Origin of the sequence: Roseivirga sp. 4D4 (assembly GCF_001747095.1) — a bacterium.
Lineage (GTDB): Bacteria > Bacteroidota > Bacteroidia > Cytophagales > Cyclobacteriaceae > Roseivirga.
Window position 1 is genome coordinate 3,991,056 of record NZ_MDGP01000001.1, and the last position, 23,433, is coordinate 4,014,488.

The 23,433-nt window shown below is 42.0% G+C and carries 21 protein-coding genes and 1 riboswitch; of the genes, 13 read left to right on the forward strand and 8 right to left on the reverse strand.

The genetic code is table 11. The annotated features are described in order from the left end of the window. Nucleotides 1-58: 58 nt before the first annotated feature. The gene (gene dxs / locus BFP97_RS17420) at nt 59-1,993 is read right to left on the reverse strand and encodes a 1-deoxy-D-xylulose-5-phosphate synthase (protein WP_069843645.1); all 1,935 of its coding nucleotides are present in this window, start codon (nt 1,991-1,993) and stop codon (nt 59-61) included. Nucleotides 1,994-2,144: 151 nt separating this feature from the next. Here dxs and BFP97_RS17425 point away from each other — a divergent pair, with 151 nt between their 5' ends. Continuing rightward, nucleotides 2,145-2,897, forward strand: a complete 753-nt coding sequence (locus tag BFP97_RS17425; RefSeq protein ID WP_069843646.1) for a segregation and condensation protein A — start codon at nt 2,145-2,147, stop codon at nt 2,895-2,897. A gap of 72 nt (nt 2,898-2,969) precedes the next feature. Here the strand turns inward: BFP97_RS17425 and BFP97_RS17430 are convergent, their stop codons facing one another. After that, nucleotides 2,970-3,389, reverse strand: coding sequence for a nucleoside-diphosphate kinase (locus tag BFP97_RS17430; RefSeq protein WP_069843647.1), 420 nt, complete (start codon nt 3,387-3,389; stop codon nt 2,970-2,972). 189 nt (nt 3,390-3,578) lie between these two features. Here BFP97_RS17430 and BFP97_RS17435 point away from each other — a divergent pair, with 189 nt between their 5' ends. From BFP97_RS17435 to secDF, 7 genes are all read left to right on the forward strand, one after another. Beyond that, a complete protein-coding gene (locus BFP97_RS17435) occupies nt 3,579-4,604 on the forward strand; it encodes a DHH family phosphoesterase (protein ID WP_069843648.1) in 1,026 nt (341 codons plus the stop codon). After that, nucleotides 4,601-5,473 (forward strand): FKBP-type peptidyl-prolyl cis-trans isomerase, encoded by an 873-nt coding sequence (locus BFP97_RS17440; protein WP_069843649.1) that lies wholly within the window; start codon nt 4,601-4,603, stop codon nt 5,471-5,473. The genes BFP97_RS17435 and BFP97_RS17440 overlap by 4 nt, the downstream gene beginning before the upstream one ends. Next, nucleotides 5,470-5,952, forward strand: coding sequence for an FKBP-type peptidyl-prolyl cis-trans isomerase (locus BFP97_RS17445; protein ID WP_083262643.1), 483 nt, complete (start codon nt 5,470-5,472; stop codon nt 5,950-5,952). Before BFP97_RS17440 ends, BFP97_RS17445 begins: the two co-directional genes overlap by 4 nt. Before the next feature lie 30 nt (nt 5,953-5,982). Continuing rightward, a complete protein-coding gene (gene rdgB, locus BFP97_RS17450) occupies nt 5,983-6,561 on the forward strand; it encodes an RdgB/HAM1 family non-canonical purine NTP pyrophosphatase (protein ID WP_069843650.1) in 579 nt (192 codons plus the stop codon). A 24-nt stretch (nt 6,562-6,585) separates the two neighbouring features. Next, a complete protein-coding gene (gene udk / locus BFP97_RS17455; RefSeq protein ID WP_069843651.1) occupies nt 6,586-7,212 on the forward strand; it encodes a uridine kinase in 627 nt (208 codons plus the stop codon). Between the two features lie 38 nt (nt 7,213-7,250). Further along, nucleotides 7,251-7,616, forward strand: a complete 366-nt coding sequence (locus BFP97_RS17460) for a hypothetical protein (RefSeq protein ID WP_069843652.1) — start codon at nt 7,251-7,253, stop codon at nt 7,614-7,616. Between the two features lie 102 nt (nt 7,617-7,718). Next, nucleotides 7,719-10,748 carry a protein translocase subunit SecDF gene (secDF, locus tag BFP97_RS17465; RefSeq protein ID WP_069843653.1) on the forward strand — a complete coding sequence of 1,010 codons (3,030 nt, stop codon included), beginning with the start codon at nt 7,719-7,721 and terminating at the stop codon, nt 10,746-10,748. An 84-nt stretch (nt 10,749-10,832) separates the two neighbouring features. On the opposite strand, the gene BFP97_RS17470 is transcribed toward secDF, so the two are convergent. From BFP97_RS17470 to BFP97_RS17495, 6 genes are all read right to left on the reverse strand, one after another. Beyond that, on the reverse strand, nt 10,833-11,738 hold the full coding sequence (locus BFP97_RS17470; protein ID WP_069843654.1) for a succinylglutamate desuccinylase/aspartoacylase family protein: 906 nt from the start codon (nt 11,736-11,738) through the stop codon (nt 10,833-10,835). Further along, nucleotides 11,731-13,659 (reverse strand): CBS domain-containing protein, encoded by a 1,929-nt coding sequence (locus tag BFP97_RS17475; protein WP_069843655.1) that lies wholly within the window; start codon nt 13,657-13,659, stop codon nt 11,731-11,733. Before BFP97_RS17475 ends, BFP97_RS17470 begins: the two co-directional genes overlap by 8 nt. A 126-nt stretch (nt 13,660-13,785) precedes the next feature. After that, entirely contained in the window at nt 13,786-15,255 is a 1,470-nt protein-coding gene (gene guaB, locus BFP97_RS17480; protein WP_069843656.1) for an IMP dehydrogenase, read from the reverse strand. Between the two features lie 93 nt (nt 15,256-15,348). After that, nucleotides 15,349-15,762 carry a DoxX family protein gene (locus BFP97_RS17485; RefSeq protein WP_069843657.1) on the reverse strand — a complete coding sequence of 138 codons (414 nt, stop codon included), beginning with the start codon at nt 15,760-15,762 and terminating at the stop codon, nt 15,349-15,351. After that, entirely contained in the window at nt 15,755-16,915 is a 1,161-nt protein-coding gene (locus BFP97_RS17490; protein WP_069843658.1) for an aminotransferase class V-fold PLP-dependent enzyme, read from the reverse strand. The genes BFP97_RS17485 and BFP97_RS17490 overlap by 8 nt, the downstream gene beginning before the upstream one ends. 1 nt (nt 16,916) lies before the next feature. Then, on the reverse strand, nt 16,917-17,444 hold the full coding sequence (locus BFP97_RS17495) for a thioredoxin family protein (RefSeq protein WP_170827502.1): 528 nt from the start codon (nt 17,442-17,444) through the stop codon (nt 16,917-16,919). A 52-nt stretch (nt 17,445-17,496) separates the two neighbouring features. Between BFP97_RS17495 and pnuC the strand changes: the two genes are divergently transcribed. From pnuC to BFP97_RS17520, 5 genes are all read left to right on the forward strand, one after another. Continuing rightward, entirely contained in the window at nt 17,497-18,132 is a 636-nt protein-coding gene (gene pnuC / locus BFP97_RS17500) for a nicotinamide riboside transporter PnuC (RefSeq protein ID WP_069843660.1), read from the forward strand. Beyond that, the gene (locus BFP97_RS17505; RefSeq protein WP_069843661.1) at nt 18,129-18,638 is read left to right on the forward strand and encodes an AAA family ATPase; all 510 of its coding nucleotides are present in this window, start codon (nt 18,129-18,131) and stop codon (nt 18,636-18,638) included. The genes pnuC and BFP97_RS17505 overlap by 4 nt, the downstream gene beginning before the upstream one ends. A gap of 33 nt (nt 18,639-18,671) precedes the next feature. Then, a riboswitch (TPP riboswitch) is annotated at nt 18,672-18,787 on the forward strand. 53 nt (nt 18,788-18,840) lie between these two features. After that, a complete protein-coding gene (locus BFP97_RS17510; RefSeq protein ID WP_069843662.1) occupies nt 18,841-21,297 on the forward strand; it encodes a TonB-dependent receptor in 2,457 nt (818 codons plus the stop codon). An 83-nt stretch (nt 21,298-21,380) separates the two neighbouring features. After that, nucleotides 21,381-22,265 (forward strand): hypothetical protein, encoded by an 885-nt coding sequence (locus tag BFP97_RS17515; protein WP_069843663.1) that lies wholly within the window; start codon nt 21,381-21,383, stop codon nt 22,263-22,265. Nucleotides 22,266-22,431: 166 nt separating this feature from the next. Then, the gene (locus BFP97_RS17520) at nt 22,432-23,430 is read left to right on the forward strand and encodes an ROK family protein (RefSeq protein ID WP_069843664.1); all 999 of its coding nucleotides are present in this window, start codon (nt 22,432-22,434) and stop codon (nt 23,428-23,430) included. Nucleotides 23,431-23,433: the final 3 nt, after the last annotated feature.

The following is a 23,433-nucleotide window of genomic DNA, read 5'->3' on the forward strand; positions in this document are numbered from 1 at the left end:
TACTTGAAAGTAGCATCTAAGTCAAGAAGAAACAGGAAGTTTAATTTAGATAGATAGCCTAGTTAGAAGAGGCTTTACTCGGGCTTTTTACTCCAGCCAATTCACGAACCGTATTAGCAATGCCAGCAACATCGAAGTTGCATTCAGCGTGCAGTTGTTCTTGGGTGCCGTGCTCTACAATGGCATCGGGAATTCCCAGTCTTACCACTTTGGCTGCATAACCGTTGTCTGCCATGAATTCAAGTACTGCACTACCAAAACCACCCATGACACAGCCATCTTCCACTGTTATCACTTTCTTGAAGTTTCTGAAAATATCGTGAAGCAACTCTTCGTCCAGAGGTTTAACAAAGCGCATGTCATAATGTGCAGGGTTCAAGCCTTCTTCAACGAGTTGCTCTCTTGCCGTAACCGCATAATTACCAATATGGCCAAGTGTTAAAATGGCTACTTCTTCACCATCGGCAATCTTTCTTCCTGTACCAATGGCCATTTTCTTCATCTCAGTTCTCCACTCAGGCATTACACCCGTACCTCTTGGGTAGCGAATGGTAAAGGCGTGTCCTTCTCGTGGCAATTGAGAAGTGTACATCATGTTTCTTAATTCCGCCTCATTCATTGGAGCCGCCACAATCATATTCGGAATGCATCGCATGTAGGCGATGTCATATGCACCATGGTGAGTAGGGCCATCCGCTCCTGCGAACCCTGCTCTATCGAGGCAGAAGGTAACAGGTAAATTCTGAATACAGACATCATGAATGACCTGATCAAAGGCACGCTGCATGAATGTACTGTAGATGTTACAGAAAGGTATTAGTCCTTGTGTAGCTAAACCCGCAGAGAATGTTACGGCATGTTGTTCGGCAATTCCAACATCAAAAGCTCGCTCAGGCATAGCCTTCATCATAATGTTCATCGAAGAACCAGAAGGCATTGCAGGGGTTATTCCCATTACCTTGTCATTCTTTTCCGCCAATTCAACTAATGTATGGCCGAAAACATCCTGATATTTAGGAGGCTGAGGTGAATCAGGCACTTTTTTGAATACCTCACCCGTTACCTTATCAAATTTGCCTGGTGCATGCCATTTGGTAGCATTGCCCTCTTCAGCAGGTTTATAACCCTTTCCTTTCACTGTAACACAGTGAAGAATTTTCGGGCCAGGAATGTCTTTAAGGTCATTGAGGACATTGGTCAAATGATGTACATCATGCCCGTCCACAGGACCAAAATACCTTAAGTTTAGTGCTTCGAAAAGGTTGCTCTGTTTCAAAAGCAGCGACTTCATCGAGTGCTCTACTTTTGAGATAACCTCCTGTGCACTTTTGCCAAACTTAGAAAACTTGCTGAGCAATTTCCAGACATCATCTTTTGCCTTGTTATAGGTATGTGATGTGGTAACGTCTGTCAGATAGTCTTTTAAAGCACCTACATTCGGATCAATCGACATGCAGTTGTCGTTGAGTATGATCAGTATGTTGGCATTCGTGTCACCGGCATGGTTCATACCCTCGAAGGCCAAACCACCTGTCATAGCACCATCTCCAATGACGGCTATGTGTTGGCGATCATCTTTTTTGTATTGGTTGGCAATGGCCATGCCTAATGCTGCAGAAATGGAGGTAGATGAGTGTCCAACTCCAAAAGTATCGTAATCGCTTTCTTTTCGTTTAGGGAAGCCAGAAAGTCCGTTGTAAATCCTGTTGGTATGGAAAACGTCCCTTCTTCCTGTCAAAATCTTATGACCATAAGCCTGGTGTCCGACATCCCAAACCAATTGATCTTTTGGCGTGTCAAAGATGTAATGCAGCGCCACAGTCAGTTCTACCACTCCCAGCGATGCACCAAAATGACCTCCGTAGACGGAAACATTGTCAACAATAAACTGGCGCAGTTCATCACAGACCTTTACGAGTTGGGTCTGATCTAATTGCTTTAAATCGGCAGGGGAGTCAATTTTGGAAAGAAGCGATCCGGGCTCTATCAACATGGATTTTTAAAACTAATGCCTTATCAACTATACTACGAGTTAAATGTTTGGCATAGATTTCTTAACAACCCCCAAAATTAAAAATTATTTTGGCACCAAATGAGACATTTAACCATTCTCTATATATTTGATTGAAAACCCTTTATAATCGTTGAGTTTCGAGATAAAACTTCCTCTCTTTGAAGGTCCCTTCGACCTCCTTTTATTCTTTATCCAAAGAGACGAGTTAGATATTCACGATATCCCGATTAATAAAATCACATCTGATTTTTTGGATTACCTACATCATCTGGAGCAGATGAATGTTGAAGTGGCCAGTGAGTTTATTTTAGTGGCAGCCACCTTAATGCGTATTAAGGCTAAAATGCTCCTTCCAAGGCCTGTTCTGGATGAGGAAGGAAACGAAATTGATCCTCGAGAAGAGCTTGTTCGTCATTTACTGGAATACAAGAAGTATAAATCAGTAATTGAAGAGTTAGGTCAGATGGAAGGAGACCGCCTTCGGAAAGAAAAGCGGGGTAACATTGTAAAAGAACTTAGAAAACTTGCCGAAGGCAGCAATGTCGAGGCCGAACTTCAGGATATTGACCTTTATAAATTGCTTAAGGTGTATCAACGGGTTCTTTCGCGCTTTGAATATGAGCAGCAAAAGCCTACTCACCAAGTGGTTCAATACCCATATTCTATCAGTACTCAGCGACAGTTTGTACTTGATAAATTAGCGGCTTCCCCAAGGCTTTCTTTTACCGAGCTGATCGCTTTTGAACCGAATAAGATTGCTGTGATCTTTAATTTTCTCTCCATTCTTGACCTGCTGCAAATGCGTAAGATCACGATGCATTTGGGTGAAGGGTTTAATAATTTTTGGGTCGAGAAGATCGAGGATGAGCTTGTGGAGGATTGAAACGGGCTTAATTCAATGTCCAGACATAAAAAAAGCGGCTCATGGCCGCTTCTGAATTCAATTCCTTTGATCTTAGAATCTCTCTCCCATAGAGAAGTAGAAGTTTCCTTCTATCGCTGCATTCTCGTCAGAATCTGAACCGTGAACAGCATTTTCTCCAATAGACTTAGCGTAAATTTTTCTGATAGTACCTTCAGCAGCTTCTGCTGGATTAGTAGCACCGATTAAAGTTCTAAAGTCTTCAACAGCGTTATCTTTCTCAAGAATGGCTGCTACGATAGGTCCAGAAGACATGTAGTCCACTAGCTCACCGTAAAAAGGTCTTTCCTTATGTACTTCGTAGAATTTACCGGCTAACTCAGTGGTCAACCTGGTATATTTCATAGCAATGATTTTAAATCCCGCTTCCTCGATCATTTTCATGATCCCACCAATGTTACCATCTGCCACAGCGTCAGGCTTAATCATTGTGAATGTTCTGTTAGTTGCCATAATCGTTTTATAGTTCCTTTTTAAAATTCGTGCGCAAAAATAGAAGATAATTTTTAATATGATACGGCCTTAGAATGAATCTTTTAAGGACTTAATATTCAGATAATCAAGGTCTCTTTGATTGTTTCGTAGCCGATTTCTTGACAACTTTGCCGATTCTTGACGGACCGACTTTGTCGGAAGCAGTGCATGCAGAACTTAGACTTATTAAAATCCAAGCTTAGTAATCCCAGCAAAATCGTAATTACCACTCATGTGAAACCCGATGCAGACGCCTTGGGCTCCTCCTTGGGCATGGCCAATTACTTGATCAAAAAGGGGCATGATGTGCAGGTCATCACACCTTCCGAGTATCCAGGTTTTTTGCATTGGATGAAAGGCAATGATGATGTGTTGGTTTATAGCGAAGATACTCACGACACTGCTAAAGTGTTAATGGATCAAGCAGACATCATAATGACACTAGATTTCTCCGTTCTGGGCCGTATCGATGAATTAGGCGATATGGTTAAAGAAGCGAATGGGTTCAAGGTGAATGTAGACCATCATTTAGATCCTGAAGATTTTGCTGATTTCAGACTTTGGGATACAGGAGCAGCTGCTACCTGTGAGCTTTGCTATGATTTGATCGTGGCATTAGGTGACGCAGATTTTATCGATAAGGACATTGCAGAGTGTCTATATGCTGGTATCATGACCGACACAGGTGGGTTTAGGCATCCTAATACTACACAAAATGTGCATGAAGTTGTCGCCAAACTTATTGCTCATGGTGCCGATAATAGTCGTGTTTCCAAGGAAGTTTATGACAAAAACTCTATCGATAGACTCCGCTTTTTGGGCTATGCACTAAGTCAAAATTTACAAGTGATTCCTGATAGCCGTGTTGCTTTCTTTGCCTTATCCGAAGATGAATTACGACAGTATAATTCGAAAACAGGAGATACTGAAGGTTTGGTCAATTATGCCCTTTCAATAGAAGGAATAACCCTTGCAGGACTATTTAAAGAATCAGCAGGTGGCGTCAAAATATCACTCAGGTCTATCGGCAAGTTTCCGGCTAATGAAATTGCTGCCAAGTATTTCAATGGTGGTGGGCATAGGAATGCAGCTGGAGGTAAAGTCGAGCTTTCTCTAGAAGACACGGTGGATCGTTTTAAGAGCGTTTTAGAAGAGTATAAGGATCAATTAGAGGAAGAATATAAACTGCTATGAAAAGAAATATCTGTGTTTTCCTAGTGGCGCTGTTTGTGCTCATTGTGGGTTGTGACCAAACACCACCTTATGTGATGCTAGACTCAGGCCTTAAGTACAGATTACTTGATGACAAAGGGGCTGACAAACCTAGAATGGGGGATGTGATGTTCATGGACATGGCCCATTATCTGGGAGATTCACTCATCTTTCAGACAGAGGAAGGTGGCTTTTTTATAAATCCAAATATTGGAGCTCCCCCGGAAATACGTGAGGTACTTAACTTGACCGGAGAGGGCGACAGTCTTCAAATAGAAATGTCCTTGGGAGATTATGCTCGCTTTACCGGGCTCCCAATTTCTCCAAGAATGGATACAACTCAAAGCGTAACTTGGAACATAAGAGTTACAGAAATTGAGAACGAATCTACGGTTATAGAAAGAAACAGGCTGGCACAAGCCAAGACGGATAAAGAATTAATTGAAGCTTTTATCGTTAACAATAATTTAGAGGCCTCTTCTACTGAGGAAGGGCTCTATTATGTAACTTTGGAAAGTGGAAATGGTGTTTTTCCAAAAGATGGAGATGAAGTATTTTTAAAATACTCGATGTCTTTGTTGGATGGAACACTAATCGACACTAGCAGTGAGGTGATTGCGAGAGAAAACGACTTATTTAACCCGAATAGAATATATGGCCCTAGGTCATTTGTTCTAGGTGACAGGGAGATTCTCAGAGGCTGGAACATCGGTATGCCCAAATTTAGTAAAGGTGCTAAAGGAACCTTATTGATTCCTTCAGACTTGGCTTATGGTACATCGGGTTTCGGATCGCAGATTGGACCGAATACAGTGATAGTTTTTGATGTAGAACTGGTAGACATTAAATGATGAAGAAATTAGTATACCTTTTACCTGTTTTGTTTTTTCTAATCGCATCCTGTGATCAGGATAATATTTTCGATCAGGAAGAACAGCTGCGCATAGATATTGATTTAATTGAAACATACTTGGCGCAGAATAACCTTGTAGCCGATACGCTTCGGCCTAGCGAGATTAGAATTATTACTACGCAAGCCGGCACAGGACCGCTGCCTAGCTTCGGTAGCTCGGTCGTTGTTGATTATCGAGGATACTTACTTGACGGAACAGAGTTTGATACCTCTATTGGCGTAGGGGCCATTGACGTAGTGGTCGGCCGTGGCGATGTTATTCAAGGTTGGGAGATTGCATTGCGAGAGATGAATGCAGGTACTAGTGCTACTATATTGATTCCGTCAGGTCTTGGTTATGGAAACAATAGGCAAGGCCAGTTTATCACGCCTAATTCTGTGCTGATCTTTGATATTCAGGTTTTAGATGTGAGATAGCGAAGTACCTCAGTGTGCTTTTCTTTAGCTATGAAAAGAATTTGCTTTGCTACAAATAATCCTCACAAACTAGAAGAAGTCAGGACTATCTTGGGCGATCGCTTTGAAGTTCAATCCTTGAGTGATATAGGCTTCGATGGTGAACTGCCAGAAACGCATGAGACTTTAGAAGAGAACTCCCAAGAAAAGGCACAATACCTATTCAATAAGTTTCAAATGCCCATCTTTTCAGACGATTCTGGACTGGAAGTGAGTGCACTTAATGGTAGGCCGGGTGTACATACTGCACATTATGCCGGAGACAGGAATGCCGATAAGAACATGGACAAAGTATTATCCGAACTGAGCCCCTCCGATAGTCGAGATGCACAATTCAGGGCGGTAGTGACCTACATCGATTCATCTGTCGAAAGACAGTTTGAAGGGATTATAAAGGGAAGTATTGCTCCAGAAAAAACGGGTGAGGATGGTTTTGGCTACGACCCAATTTTTATTCCTGAAGGGTATGATCAGACTTTTGCCGAGCTATCGGCCGATGTGAAGAATACAATGAGTCACCGAAAAAGGTCCGTTGAAAAACTGGCTGCATTTCTAAATCAACTTAATTAACGCTAAGCTTTCTATTTTTGCATTATGGAAAAGCCATATATCATTGGTATAACGGGTGGAAGTGGTTCTGGAAAGACCAGGTTTCTGAAACAATTGATTGAGGGATTTGATGGCAGGTATGTCACTTGTATATCTCAAGATGACTATTATAGACCTCGTGAATACCAGTTGGTAGATAAGAATGGTGAGTTGAATTTTGATAGGCCTGAGTCAATTGATTATGAGCACTTTGCTACCGATTTGAAAGAGTTAAGCGAAGGAAGGAGTATTAAAAAGGAAGAGTATACCTTCAATAATCCCAATGCGGAGGCGAAAACTTTGGTTAGAAAGTCGGCACCAGTAATTTTGGTCGAAGGTATTTTTATTTTTCACTACAAGAAAATTGCCGAGTTGATAGACCTCAAAATTTTCATAGATGCCCGCGACTATGTAAAACTTCAACGAAGACTTAAAAGGGATAGAGAAGAACGAGGCTATGATGCGGATGATGTGCTTTACAAGTATGAGAACCATATCATGCCCTCTTATCAGAAGTACATTGAGCCCTACAAAGAAGAGGCAGATTTAGTTGTGCCAAACAATAAAGACTTTGATAAGGCACTTCATGTGTTAAAAGCGGCTATTCAGAGCAAAATAATGCCCAGCAGCTGATCTTTTCTTCAATCGATTTACTAAATTCGTGCCGCTGAATGAAAATTCATACGAACATATCGGGCTTTAAGCGATCACTATTCTTCCTATTGGGAATTTTTGTGGCAGTCTTTGTGATTTGCCAGGAGGTGGTTAGCTACCAAAGTAATCAGATATGTGAGGAAATCATTGAAGCAGATGAAGAGTCGGAAGAGGCGCCAAAACAAGACATTGTCTATTCCCTAACTTCGCAGGTAATTCTACCAGTCAGTGGGATTGAGTTAGAACCTTTTCAGGCAATATTCATCGGAGAAGTTATTCGTGAGACCGAAGAGAAAGTACCATTCTTACCTGAAGTCGCCCTATATGATTCTCCACATTTCAAGACATTGTTTCGGCAGTTCCAATCGCCAAACGCACCCTAGTTAATATTTGATCAAATCGCTGCCCTTCCTTTCGAATGGCATAATTCGGAGCTATTTCGCTCTCATAACTCATTTAACATTTTAGAATAACCTTTATTACCAATGAAAAATAAGAATACAATCGTTTTTCTGACAGTCGTCATTACAGCGCTTTGTTTGTATTACCTATCGATCACTTTCTTTTCTCGAGGGATACAAGCAGATGCCGTAGAATATGCTCAGAATGAATCAGGCGTAGTCGATCAGACTAAAAAGCAAGCCTATCTAGATTCCATTTGGACGCAACCAGTACTTAACATCCTAGGAGCAGAGTTCACTTACAAAGAGATTAAGGAGATTGAATTAAACCTGGGACTTGACCTTCAGGGTGGAATGCATGTCACTTTGGAAGTATCTCCTGTTGAAATCATAAAGGGGCTTTCTGGCAATAGCCAAGATCCTGATTTCCTTACAGCTATTGACCTTGCCGCTGACCGCCAAAAGAACAGCCAGTCAGCCTACACTCAGCTTTTTCAGGAAGCTTATACTGAGACAGCACCTGGAGGAAAGCTGAGTAGAATCTTTGCTAATGCTGCTAACAGTGGTAGAATAAGCTTTGAGTCTACCAACGCTGACGTAATGGACGTAATCAACGAAGAAGTTGATTTGGCTATTGATCGTGCATTCCAAATTCTAAGAACTAGAGTTGACCGTTTTGGTACGTCACAACCTAACATTCAGAGACTTCAGGGAACCGGAAGAATTCAAATCGAATTGCCTGGTGTTGATAATCCTGCGAGGGTTAGAAAACTGCTTCAAGGAGTGGCTAAGTTGGAGTTTTGGGAAGTATATGAGACAAATGAAATTGCTTCTACGCTGAATGCGATTAATACTGAGCTAGATAAAATTGAAACTGCTGAAAGGTCAGCTGTGGCGACAGATCTAGGTTCAGAATTGCAACCAGCTGATACACAGACTGAGAATTCGTTGGAATCTCAATTGGCTCAGGCCGCTGATACTGCCGTGGCTGATTCTACAGAGACATCTACTCCTGGCGTTTCTAGCTTCTTTGCTTTACAAAAGCAAGGACCTATTGAAGTGGGATTCTTATATGATCTGGCAGACACTGCTAAAATCAACAGGGTTTTAAGTAACCAGGCCATTACCCGATTAATACCCGCTAACCTTTCATTTAAATGGGGAGTAAAAGTTGTGGAAGATACTGAATTCCTTCAGCTCTACCCCATTAAGACGACAAGGGGAGAAGCACCACTTACAGGAGAAGTTGTGACTGATGCACGTCAGAGTCTGGACCAGATGGCAAGGCCTGCTGTGAGCATGCAAATGAACTCCATTGGAGCAAAGAAGTGGAAGAACTTAACGGGCGCCAATATCAACAGACATATAGCTATTGTTCTTGACAACTATGTATATACAGCACCAAATGTAAATGGTGAGATTCCAAATGGTAGCTCTCAAATCATGGGTAACTTCACCGTTGAAGAAGCTCAGGATTTAGCAAATATCTTGAAAGCTGGATCGCTACCTGCACCAACAAGAATCGTAGAAGAAGCAGTTGTTGGTCCTACTTTGGGTATTGAGGCACAAAGACAAGGAGTAACATCTATTCTAGCGGGTCTCTTAATTGTAGTGATCTTCATGATCGCTTATTACGCTAAAGGTGGAATTGTGGCTAACGTGGCCCTATTGTTCAACATCTTCTTTATTATGGGAATTTTGGCTAACCTAAGTGCCGCCTTGACCCTACCAGGTATTGCAGGTATCGTATTGACCATTGGTATGTCTATTGATGCGAACGTACTGATCTTTGAAAGAATTAGAGAAGAGCTTCGTAATGGAATTCCTTTGCTTCAAGCCATTAGCTCTGGTTATAAGAAAGCATACAGTTCCATCATTGATGCGAACGTAACCACATTCTTGACCGGTTTGATCCTTTACTTCTTAGGCCAAGGTCCAGTAAAAGGATTTGCGATCACTTTGATGATCGGTATTATCTGTTCATTCTTCTCAGCAGTATTCATCACAAGAGTAATTGTGACTTGGATGACCAAGAAGGGTAATGAAAGTAATATCTCTTTCGAGACACCATTGTCGAGAGGTTGGTTAACCAATATCAATATTGATTTCTTGGGTAAAAGAAGGTTAGCATACTTGATCTCTGCGATTGTTATTTCTGTTGGTGCGATAGCGCTTTCAACAAATGGTTTGCGACTTGGTGTTGACTTCAAAGGAGGCCGATCTTATGTTGTGAAATTCGACCAGCCAATGGTTGCATCTGATGTGAAGGCTTCTTTGTCAAGTGGCGTATTTACTGAAGATGGGGTAGAGGTGAAAGAATACAATGCGAGTAATATTCTTAAGGTGACTACTTCTTATAAGGTTGATGAAGAATCAACTGTTGTAGATGATGAAGTAAGAAGCACTTTAGTAACAGGTCTTGCATCTGCTACAGGAAAAACCTTTGTTGATGGAAAGCTTAATCCTGATGCTGGAGAATTTACCATCATCGGATCTTCCAAAGTAGGAGCAACCATTGCCGATGATATTAAGAATTCATCTTACAAGTCTTTCGGTTTCTCAATCTTGGCAATCTTTGTTTACATCTTAATCAGGTTTAGAAGATGGCAGTTCTCATTGGGTGCAATTGTGGCCTTGGTACATGATGCATTTATTGTGCTTTCTGCTTTCGCAATTGCCGGATGGTTAGGTATTAGTTTTGAAATCGATCAAGTATTTATTGCGGCCCTTTTGACCATTATAGGTTACTCGATAAATGATACCGTGGTAGTGTTTGACCGTATTCGTGAGAACCTACAATTAAAAGGATCGAGAGACTTGATTGGAACATTTAATGAGTCTATCAACTCGACCATTAGCCGTACTTTGATTACGTCAATGACTACCTTGATCGTGGTATTGGTACTATTCATTTTCGGTGGTGAAGTATTGAGAGGATTCTCTTTCGCCTTGTTAATCGGTATTCTAGTGGGTACTTACTCTTCAGTTTTCGTGGCAACTCCAACAGTTGTTGACTTAACTAAGAAAACCCTTGGTGCCGCTGCTGATAAGGAAAAAGAATCTGCAAGAGCTAGAGCAGCTGCTAAGGCAGAGGCTACTGCACAACAGGCTTAAATCTAGCATTAGATATAAAACTAAAATGCCATCTCGGTTAATCGGGATGGCATTTTTTATGATACTGTTTTAAACAGGGAAAGCTTACACCTCTTCCACAATAAAAAAGCCGTCATCACCAGCGTTTTGATATAGTGGCATAAAGATTCTGCCTCCAATCGGTGCTGTGATTTTACCACTTTTGTCTTCGGCTAAAAGTTCACCTTTCTCGACAAACTGAAAGCTGTCAAATCCAGGTTTCATATGGAAGAAATCATGCGGCTTGACTTCATGACGATGAAGTACTCTCAGAATATTTGGTTGATCCTTCTTCATAGAGCCTACAAGCTCCTGGTAATGCAGTAGCATTGACATGTCATGCTGCTCGTCTATGAGGCCCGATTCCGTCATTAATTGCCAAATGCCATAAGTATGGACCTCTTTGGTTTTTTCAGCACCTATTTGCCCTCCTTCGAAGGCAAATGCCGTTACTCTCGGGCTTTTGAAATACCGAAGTAAGGTTCCCTCGATATAGTCATCCAAATTCATGACAATTGGAAGTTGTAGCGATTTAATCACTGAGTCATAAGCAGGCATGCCAGCATGCACAATGAAGTTCCCATTATCGGCAGAGGTAGCATGTAAATCCACAATGTAGACTTGTCGATAGTCTTCCGCGAGGAGATCATTAATTAAATGGTAGAGTTCTCTCAGTTCAATGTCTTCCTTTTCACATTCTGATGCTGGTTTGGCTAGCGTCTTATCGATAAACGCTTGTGTCCAACAACGATTGAGATCGTAATTTAGGAAACGTCTCTTTTCTGAAATGGCCTGCAGGTTGCCGGCAATACCAACGATTTTTCCATGAACATTGATATTGGTCTCTTCCAGTCTGTCAAAAACATTTTGGATCGCTTTAACTCCGGATAGCTCGTTGCCGTGAAGACCGCCTATGACGATCATCAATACATTATTGTCAGATCCTGACTTCTCACTTATTATTCTATTCATTCAGATCTCCAGCTCCTTTTACGATTTTGAGTATTGTGGAGGTCAAATTTAAGAAGTCGCCTTCAGTAACAATACCAATTAGCTTTTGATTTTTCACAACTGGCAAACATCCGACACTATTAGCCTTCATTAAAGCCATCGCATCATGGACTGTTTTACCCGGATCAATGGTTATGGGGTCCTTAATCATAATGTCTTTCACCATTTTCTGCCCTGAAACGGGATCATCCTTTTTGCGAAAATGTCTAAGCATCATTCGGGCACTGATCAAGCCTATAAGTCTTCCTTTATCATTCTCAACTGGCGTAAACCGAACGTTTTGCCAATCCATCATATCTGCAACTAGTTCAAGAATATCTTCTTGTTGAACTGTGAATAGGTCGGTGGTCATAAATTCTTCCACCAAGATGGTAGCAGGGTCTAAGCCAACCAGATGACTTAAATCCGCCAGAGGCCATTTGTGGACTGGCTGATTGGCCTGTTGATTTTTATGCATTGAGGAAGTAATGGAGAGCAGAATTTCTTCCTTGGTTGCATCCTTTGCCAAGTGACTGTAGGATTTGAGTATCCAATTTGTTCCGTTTTGATTGGCTTCAACCCTTTCCTTAATCACATCCAAGTACTTATCAATGTCAGCCGTATTGACTTTGTTTTTGATGAGTCCCTCTTTGGCGATCGGCAGTAATTCCTTTAAAATAAGCTCATTCATACTCAGGCGTTGGCCATTTAGCCAGCGAACTTTGGCGTTCATTCCCTGGGTTGCAGCTCCATAGAAATTGGATTTTACCTGATCGAATTCTATCAGGTCTGGGATATTTTGAAAATGATCTTTGAAGCCATTCATTGCTCCAAGCCAAAAGGCCGTATTGGCCATTTCATCCAACACCGTTGGACCCGAAGGAAGTACTCGATTCTCAATTCTTAAGTGAGGCTTTCCATTTGGGCTTATACCATAACAAGGTCTGTTCCATCGATAAACTGTGGAGTTGTGGATAGAAAGCGCTTTCAGTTTTGGCGTGATACCCTGCTCAAAATCAGTTTGCGATGCGTCTTCCTGACCAGTCATCAACATTACTCTAAACCTGGAAATATCTTCTTTAAAGAGATCCAGTACAGAGTTTTTGAGCCAGCTGTTGCCAAACATGACACGAGGACTTCTATCCCGAATGTGCTCATTGGTGATGCGTGTATCGACCGATTTTTGAAAGAGTGCTATCCGTGTTTCATGCCAAAGACGTTTCCCAAAGAGCATTGGACTGTTGCTACCCACTGCCACCGTTGGGCCGGCCAGAAGTTGAGCAATGTTGTATTGGTCTACAAATTCGTCTGGCCTGACCTGAAGGTGTACTTGGAAGCTTGTATTGCAAGCCTCTAACATGACAGAGTCAAATTTCAAGTTGAGCTCATCATAGCCTTTCAGATGTAGTTCAAAGTCTTTGCCTCGCATTTTTTTGATGGCCTCGGCTAGTGCATAATAGCGATCGAGTGGTGTGATGTTTTCAATGGCCAGGTCAAACTTCCGCAAGGTGGGCAGTATGCCTGTAAGCAAGTAATCAATATCAAGTTCTTGGCATACAGGATCTAGTCTGTTCAATAACGAATTTAACTCGCCTTCCAGTTTGGCGAAACAGTCGCCTTTGAATGGCTGAGGTGCCAGATTGGCCTCAATGTTAAATTGTCCGAGTTCAGTGGTAAAAGAGGGATGATCAAGCTTTTGAAGTACCTCGGAGGCTTTCGTGATCGGTTTGTAGTGCTTACCAATTAGACAGAATTCTTGCTCCGCTCCAATGTGCATTTGGCCCGTTTCGAACCAGTCCTTTTCGATCATTTGCTCCATTAAATGAACGTCCCTCAACAAGCACCTCGTAAAGTCATTGAGCTGCTTTTGCGTCTTGATCACTTTTACATTTAAGTCACCCATACTAACCCATGATATGTTCTCAAGAACAAGGTTAGCGAGCTAATGACGAAATAAGAGTGACATTATCAGGTTCTAATCCTGATTTAAGTCATGAAATGGTATCAGCCTTAGAAAGGTATTTAGACCTTACCTGCTGTAGTTAGGCGCTTCTCGTGTTATAAAAATATCATGCGGATGACTTTCCTTAACGCCTGCACCAGTGATTTTCACAAACTTGGCCTCTTGCATTTGTTCTATGGTTCCCGCGCCACAGTAACCCATTCCGGCTTGTAGTCCACCAGTAATCTGATAGAGTACTTCCTGAACAGAACCTTTGAATGGCACGCGTCCTACGATTCCTTCAGGGACGAGCTTTTTGATGTCATCTTCAGCATCTTGGAAGTAGCGGTCTTTAGAACCATCTTCCATGGCTTCGATAGAGCCCATACCTCGGTAAGATTTGAATTTTCTTCCTTCATAAAGGATTACTTCACCAGGCGCTTCCTCTGTACCGGCTAACAATGAACCAATCATTACTGTGCTAGCACCAGCGGCAATGGCCTTCACGATATCACCTGAATAGCGAACACCACCATCGGCAATGATCGGCACTCCAGAACCCTTAATAGCTTTGGCGGCTTCATAAACAGCAGAGAGTTGAGGCATTCCCACCCCGGCAATTACTCTTGTAGTACAAATACTACCAGGTCCTACACCCACTTTTATGGCATCGGCACCGGCTTCTACTAAGGCCTTCGCAGCTTCTGCAGTTGCTATATTACCTACGATTACGTCAAGGTTTGGATAGGCCTTTTTGATGCGTTTCGCGGTGTCAATAACACCTTTTGAATGGCCATGAGCTGTGTCGATACTGACGACATCTACACCGGCATTCATCAACGCGTCAATTCTCTCATCGATGTCCGGTGTCACACCAACTGCTGCTCCGACTCTCAATCTTCCGAATTCATCTTTACAGGCGTTGGGTCTGTCCCTGTTTTTTAGAATGTCTTTATAAGTGATTAAGCCAGTGAGCTGACCCTTATCATCAACAATCGGAAGCTTTTCAATTTTGTACTCTTGAAGCACGCCCTCCGCATCGTCCAAGCTAATTCCCATCTTTCCAGTAATGACATTGTCCTTAGTCATAATGTCCTTTACAGGAGTAGCCATGTTTTTGATAAATCGCATATCGCGATTTGTGACAATGCCTATTAGGTTTTTGTCGCCATCGACTACAGGGATACCACCAATTTTATTTTCTCGCATGATGAGTTCCGCATCTCTGGCTGTACTATCCACATGAAGCGTAACCGGATCGAGAATCATTCCACTCTGCGAACGCTTTACCTTTCTTACCTGAAGGGCCTGTTGTTCGACAGTCATGTTTTTGTGAATAAACCCTAAACCTCCCTCAAGGGCCATGGCAATGGCCAATTGATGTTCCGTGACAGTATCCATCGCGGCAGAAACCAATGGAATATTCAACTGAATATTCTTTGTCAGCCACGTCTTCGTATTCGTGTCTCTAGGTAAAACTTCTGAATATGCTGGGAGAAGAAGCACATCATCATATGTCAGTGCTTCGAAAAGGAATTTGCTGGAATCTGTAGGCATGGCAAATAAATACTTGGTTTTATTTGCCGGACAAAAGTAAGCAGATTGGGCGATTCAAAAAACGGCTAAGCGCAAATAATTTTTTATATGCCCTTAAGAGCGCTTAGGCCTAACAATGTGATCGATTTGCCATTTGTCCCATTCATTCGGGATCACTAGGAGGAAAATCAGTAACACGGATCGCCACATTACATCATTTAAGTTCCAGATAGGAGAGGTCAGTCCATGACCAAAAGAAACGATTAAGAGTACTGAAGCCAAGGCATATAAGGCGTAGTTTTTGAACAAACCAATAACCAGAAGCGCACCACCGATGAGTTCGACATAGGAGGTGTAGTATGCACTAAAAACTACAATGAACTTGGGGAGAAATGTTTCTTCATAAGGTTTGAAGCTATTGTAAACGCCATCGAGACCCCAGGTAAAGACTTTACCAATACCCTGCATTAAAAATATTATGCCAAGAAGCACTCGGGAAAAGAAAGCAACTACTGTCTTGTTAAGCATGATCCATTACCTTGAAACTATCTACCAGTTTATCAAGATCACTTTCCAAATTGTAGAGGTTAGGAGAAATACGAATCGAATTTCCACGTACCGATACGAATATCCTTCTTTCAGCGAAAGTCTTCTTGATTTCATCCATATCCATATGATCGGGCAGACGCAATCCAAAAAGATGACGACCTCTGTATGCTTCAGCTTCTATTTGCACCCCCAGAGCTCTGAGTTCTGAGATATAAGGTGCCGTTAGGTTTTCACAGTAAGTCTGAATATTCTCGGGCCCCCACTCATTCACTTGGGCAATGGCCCTTGTCAACATCGGTGTCAATATGAAATTGGCACTTTCACCTACTTCATAGCGGATTGACCCTGGCTGATAGTGCTCTTGATAGTTGATAAGATTTCCAAAGTCTTCGCTGTTGAGGCGATTCATCCAGTTGTTTTCAATAGGACTTCCATCCTTGAAGTATTCTCCAAAATAGGACACACCAGAGGCATAGGGTCCCATCATCCATTTATAGCCTGCTGCAACAACGGCATCAGGCCTGAACTCTGCCACACTGAACGGTAGGGCTCCGATAGACTGTGTCCCATCAATCACCATGATCGCACCCACTTCATCAGCTCTTTTGCGAATAGCAGCTAAATCGAACTTGGTGCCATCAGCCCAGTGCACATGCCCTGTGGCAATCATTTTTGTATTGGCATCAATTGCTTCTAAGATCAGCTCATTCCATTTTTTGCCACGCCCCTCTGTCATATTCGGGGCAGAGACAACTTTAAGGGTAATGTCTTTTTCTTTTGAAAGCGCATCCCAGGCGTAGTAATTACTTGGAAATTGCTCATCGGCAATTACGATGTTATCGCCTTTACCTGCTTTTAGGTTTTTGGCTACATTGGCTAATGCATAGGACACCGATGGCGTAATTGCACATGACCTTTCTGAAGGTGCATCAATCAGCTTGGCAAATTCGGTCCTTAGAGCACTTGTATTGTCGAAGAAGGTTTCTGGTTTGTTAGAACTTGGATCGTCTTTGTCATAAATGGCCCTAACGCCTATTTCTGCAACGGACTTTAGCATGGGCGACATATAGCTACAGTTTAAGTAGGCAATGTCATCGGGCAGGTTGAAAAGGTGTCTTTGGTTGCTCAACATACTATTTCAATATTTTCTCGAGGTCTTGCTCAAACGATATTTCTGGTTCTTCTAAGATGCGAGCTATTTCAACCCCATCTCTCATAAAAATGATGGTCGGTGTTTTTCTTACATTATAGTCCTTTTCTTTTCCTAATCGACTCTTTTTATTGACATCGACTCCATAGAGCTCAAGCTGATCATAGATGCCGAGCTCTTCGCAGACCCGCATCAAACGAGGAATTTCGCGATTACTATCATGGCACCAAGTCCCCATGAAGACCAAAATGCGCAATCCTTTTAGTTGCCTTCGCTTAATGTTTTTGAGTGTTTCAGTATCTACTATGTAAGTTTTGTAATTGGTGTTGAACCATACTTTATAAGGGAGTTTTTGCAAACCCTCTTTTGAAATGGGGCCATTCAGGATTTTATCTACATACTCCGAAACACTCTCTGTTTCCACATTGTATTGCTTTTCTTGCGCTGAGGTAGCGAGTGGAAAAACGATCAGTAATATGATCAATACAACAAGGGCTTTATACATTTCCATATGACTGGTTTTGGGTGATTGAAATATACCGATTAATCCTATATTTGGCGGCATGCAGTTCAACGAGATATGGCAAGATATAGTCTCTAATATCAGTCAATTCGATTTTTGGGGCATAGTTGCATTCATATCTGGCATACTTGCCGTAATCTACCTGATCAAAGAGAGTATTTGGACATGGCCTTTTGGTATCATCTATACGGTCATCTCAGTCGTTGTGTTCTACCAATCAAGGTTATATGGAGATTTACTCCTGCACATATTTTATCTTGTACTTAATGGGTATGGCTGGTATTATTGGACTCGGGGTAATTCGAAAACTGACGGTGACATAGTCATAACTCATTCATCATTGAAGTCCATGTTATGGACATTGGGCGCATCCATCATAGGGGTATTCTTGTTTGGAAAGATACTTATCGCTATTCCGACTATGTTCGAAGGTGTAGATCCACCCGCACTGCCCTATTGGGATAGCACCACTTCGATACTAAGTGTCGCGGGTATGTGGTTGACAGCTCGTAAGAAAATTGACAACTGGTATTACTGGTTTGTGGTTGATGTACTCGCTACGGGTATATATTTTTATAAAGAATTGTATTTCTACTCAGCACTCTATCTCGTATATATTGGCATGGCGGTGGCTGGTTATCTGGCTTGGAAAAAATCGATGACATCTTCCAAATGATCTCTATAGCAATTGTTGGCCCAGAGAGTACAGGCAAAACTACTTTGGCCAAGTCACTGGCCAAACACTTTAAGACCATTTGGGTGGAAGAATACGCCCGGGAGTATTTGACTGCTTTAAATGGATCTTATGAGCAAAGCGACTTACTGCAGATTGCTGCAGGTCAGCTGGAATTGACAAAAGCTAGAAGTAAAAATGCCGGAAATCTAATTTTTTTGGATACCGATTTGTTGGTGATCAAAATTTGGAGTGAATTCAAGTATGGAAATTGTGATCCATGGATTGAGCAACAACTGGAAATGAATAGAGCCGATCTATATTTGCTCACCGATTTTGATATTCCTTATGAATACGATCCATTAAGAGAGAGCCCAAATAAGAGAGGTGAATTATTCGAAATCTACAAGAAGCGTTTGGAAGAAAGCGGATCAAACTTCCAGATCATAAAGGGAGATCATTCTGACAGACTGGACCAGGCGATTGCTCATATCAAACTTATCCTGTAAAGGATTCTTCTATTCTATTTTCTTACTAACTTGCGATCAATAAAGGGGTGCCTATTTCCGGAAAATCCGGGATTAAAATAAGGCTGAGATTATACCCATTGAACCTGATACAGATAATGCTGTCGCAGGGAGGTATGGTAAAACAAATTAACGGGAGAGCTACCCCTTAGCTTTTCCAAGTTGAACCATTAAAAATTTATTAATGAGAAAAATTATTTTGATGTCAGCGATGCTGCTGGTAGGACTAAGTGTGTTTGCACAGCATACGCTTAGTGGAACAGTGACCGATGCAGAGAGCCAAGAGGTACTGCAAGGGGCCAGTGTGGTTTTATTGAACAGTACAAAGGGCATGGCAACCAATGAAAAGGGTGAGTTCTCTTTTCAGAACGTGACAAGTGGAAATTATACGCTTGTTGTCAGAATGTTAGGTTTTACAACCTATGAGAGAGTAATCGAAGTCACAGGCAACCTAAATTTGAACATTCGTCTCGAACGAAGCACCACGAGTTTAGCCGATGTGATCGTCACAGGAACCAGAGCCACTGAGAAAACGCCAACCACCTACACCAATGTGAGTAGTGAGGACATTAGAAAGCAGAATCTCGGTCAGGATTTACCATTTCTATTGAATTGGACACCTTCTGTGGTGACCACTTCAGACGCAGGAGCAGGAATTGGTTACACCGGTATCAGAATCAGAGGAAGTGACCCAACTCGAATCAATGTAACAATCAATGGTATTCCGGTCAACGACTCGGAGTCACAGGGCGTCTTCTGGGTGAATACTCCTGATTTTGCTTCGTCAGCGGCTGATATTCAGGTGCAGCGAGGTGTGGGAACTTCTACTAATGGAGCTGGAGCTTTTGGAGGCTCGATTAATATTCTAACCAATGGCTTAAGTCAAGAAGCAAAAGCCGAAGTGAACACAAGTGCGGGCTCGTTCAACACGCAGAAGTATAATGCAATTTTCTCTACTGGCCTGTTGAAAGACAGGTGGGCATTTGAAGGCAGGTTATCACTGATTACCTCAGATGGTTTTGTAGATCGTGCTTCGTCAGACTTGACTTCTTATTACCTATCGGGTGGGTACTTTGGTAAGAAGACGAGCGTTAAATTCATCACGTTCGGTGGAGATGAGGTGACTTACCAAAGTTGGTATGGAACGCCTGAAGCACGTTTGCGAAACGATGCTGCAGGTATTGAGGCAGTCATTGCCAACAATGGTTTTACTGCAGCTCAAGCGGATAACCTGAGAAATTCTGGCCGAAGCTATAACTTCTATGAGTATGACAACCAGGTGGATGATTATGGTCAGGACCACTATCAATTACATATGAGTCATGATTTCAGTTCAACATGGAATATGAGTCTGGCAGGTCATTATACCAAAGGTGGCGGCTTCTTCGAAGAATTTAGAAATGATGATGACCTTGCTGACTATGGAATTGCCGATGTTGTCTTAGGTGGGACGACAGTTTCAAGTTCCGATTTGATCAGAAGGCGCTGGTTAGATAATGATTTTTATGGAGTGGTTTACGACTTAAACTATTCTAATGGTAATGTTGACGCCACTTTCGGAGGGGCGATCAATGAGTACATTGGCGATCATTTTGGTGAAGTAATTTGGGCAAGGTTTTCCGGTGCTAGTGACATTAGAGACAGATATTATGAAAGTCAGTCTGAAAAAGTAGACTTCAACTCTTATCTGAAAGTGAACTATCAGATCAATGAGAAGTTGAACCTCTTTGGAGATTTACAATATCGTACCGTTGATTATAGTGGTGTTGGAGTAGACAATGATTTAAGACCGATTGACTTCGATAAAAATTTCAACTTCTTCAACCCAAAAGTAGGAGCTACCTTTCAATTAACAAACAATGCTAATCTATATGCCTCCTTTGCAGTGGGCAACAAGGAACCTAATAGGTCGGATATTATTGATGCAGCACCTGGGGTTGACCCAGAGCATGAAACACTTAATAACCTGGAGATAGGTTATAAGCGCCAGTCGAAAAACTCATCTTTTGAGGTGAATTACTACCTGATGGATTATAAAAATCAGCTGGTTTTAACTGGAGAGGTAAACGATGTTGGGGCTGGTATCAGAACGAATGTGCCAGACAGTTATCGTACAGGGATTGAGTTATCTGGTATGATGAGACTTACAAAAGGGTTGTTCTGGTCGGCCAATGTAGCTTTTAGCCAAAACCGAATCCAGTCTTTTGATGAAGTGATATTCGACTTTGGACCTGCTTTTGATGAGTTCAATGAGGTGAGAACTACTTTTGAGGATACTGATATTAGCTTTTCACCTAGCATTGTGGCAGGTAGCCAATTGGCCTTTATTCCAACATCTGGATTGGAGATTGCGCTACTTTCAAAGTACGTGGGTGACCAATTCTTAGATAATACTTCAAATGAAAACCGGAAGATTGATGCCTTCTTTGTCAATGACTTAAGGATCAACTATGCCTTTCAGACGGACTTGATCAAGGAGGTTTCGATCAACCTATTGGTGAATAACTTACTGAATACAGAGTACGAATCGAATGGTTATACCTTCGGTTACTTTGGTGGACTTAATTTTGAAGTAAGGGAGAATTATTTCTACCCACAGGCAGGTACAAACTTCCTTTTATCATTGGGCCTATCGTTCTAAACTGATCAGAGATATAAAGAAAGAGGAGTTCATGAAATCGAGCTCCTCTTTTTTTGTTTTCTAAAAACTAATAAATTAGTTGAATGAAGTTCAAGCTGTTTCTATTTTGTCTTATCTCGACTCAAGTACTAGCCCAGCAGGTTGGTGATCCTGATTTTCGTTATGCTATCGAATCACCTCTTTTTGATAAAGGAACAGGCTTAAAAGTAGCGATCGATGAAGGACATAATAATTTTCATACGCTATCAGGTCGATATGCCTCATTTGGTCAATTGCTCTCGGATGATGGTTTTCAAATGACTTCTCTGGAAGGAGAAATAACCAATACCAAACTGGCCAGTATTCAGGTTTTGGTGATCTCGAACCCTATTCATCAGAGTAATCTAGGCAATTGGGTATTACCGAATCCCTCTGCTTACTCAAAAGCAGAAGTCAAGGTCATCAACGAATGGGTAGAAAAGGGTGGGAAGTTGTTTCTAATAGCGGATCATATGCCTTTTGGCGGTGCAGCAGCGGAATTGGCTGAATCCTTTGGTTTCAATTTTACCAATGGGTTTGTGAGGTTTCCAGAGCAGAATGGGTTTGACACTTTTAGTAAGGAGAAAAGTACAATAGTCAGTCACTCCGTAACTGAAGGTATAGACCAAGTGATGACTTTTACAGGACAAGCTTTTGAGATTCCAGAACGTGCTGACGGACTTTTACAGTTTCCTAAAGGAGCGTTTTCCCTAGAACCAGATACCGCCTGGCGCTTCAATGAAGATACCTATACCAGAGAAATTGAAGGCTGGTATCAGGGCGCTTTGTTGGAATATGGCAGAGGTAAGGTGGCAGTATTTGGAGAAGCGGCCATGTTCACAACGCAGTTAGCAGGTGCTCAAAAAATGAAGGTTGGCATGAATACAAGAGGTGCTGAACAAAATGCTATGCTGCTAAGGAATGTGATGAGATGGCTAAGCCAGAATTAGAAGCCTGAGTTTTATGCAATCGTTTACAGTGAAAAGAATAGGTCAAGTCTAGAAAAGGCCTATGTATTATGCATATTGAAAAGCCTTAATCGCATTTTTTCAAGGTTAATGGACGATTTACAGGCAAATAAGGGCAACTAATTCTGTTGTTAAGGAAAAGAGCAATATGAGAGAAACCGCTATCGGGATAGATATTGGAGGGACTTTTACCAAGTTTGGTTTAAGCGATGTGGAAGGGAATGTGCTGATGGAGGGTTCAATCCCTACCTATACTCATGAAACTATTGAGCCTTTTCTTGAAGCATTGAGTCAGGCGATCAACAAGGGCCTAGATAGCATTCAAGATCCCTTTGAGATTATTGGGATTGGAATAGGTGCCCCCAACGGAAATTACTACGAGGGAACCATCGAGCATGCACCTAATTTGAACTGGAAAGGTATAGTGCCTTTCATAGACATGTTCAGAGAGTATTTCGATTTACCTATGGTTTTAACCAATGATGCCAATGCCGCTGCAATAGGCGAAAAGGTATTTGGTGGTGCTCGAGACATGAATGACTTCATCGTTGTGACTTTGGGTACTGGCCTTGGTTCTGGCCTGGTGACGAGAGGTAAGCTTATCTATGGGCACGATGGACTGGCAGGAGAACTAGGTCATACGAATGTTTATCCTGATGGTCGAGAATGTAACTGCGGAAAAAGGGGATGCTTAGAGACTTATGCCTCCGCTTCCGGTATTAAAAGAACGGTGTTCAAGTTATTGGCTACCAATAATGTCGACACACCACTGCGTTCCTATACATACGAGTCGCTAACCGCTAAGAAGATTACCGAAATGGCTTTGGCCGGAGACCCAATAGCCTTGGAGGCTTATGAATATACCTCTGATCTGTTAGGGCTTAAACTGGCAGACGCTGCCGCAGTAACCAGCCCAGAGGCAATCTTTCTTTTTGGCGGTCTTGCCAAAGCAGGCGATATATTAATCGAAGCGACCAAGAAATCCTTCAATGAATATCTCTATCCGGGTTACAAGGGTAAGATCAGTATCAGACTGTCGGAATTAATGGATAAAAATGCTGCTGTTTTAGGTGCAAGTGCACTTGTTTGGAGCGAAATTGCGAACAGCGAAGTTATCCGCGTGCCGCAACAGGCCCGTGCAGTTTAGACC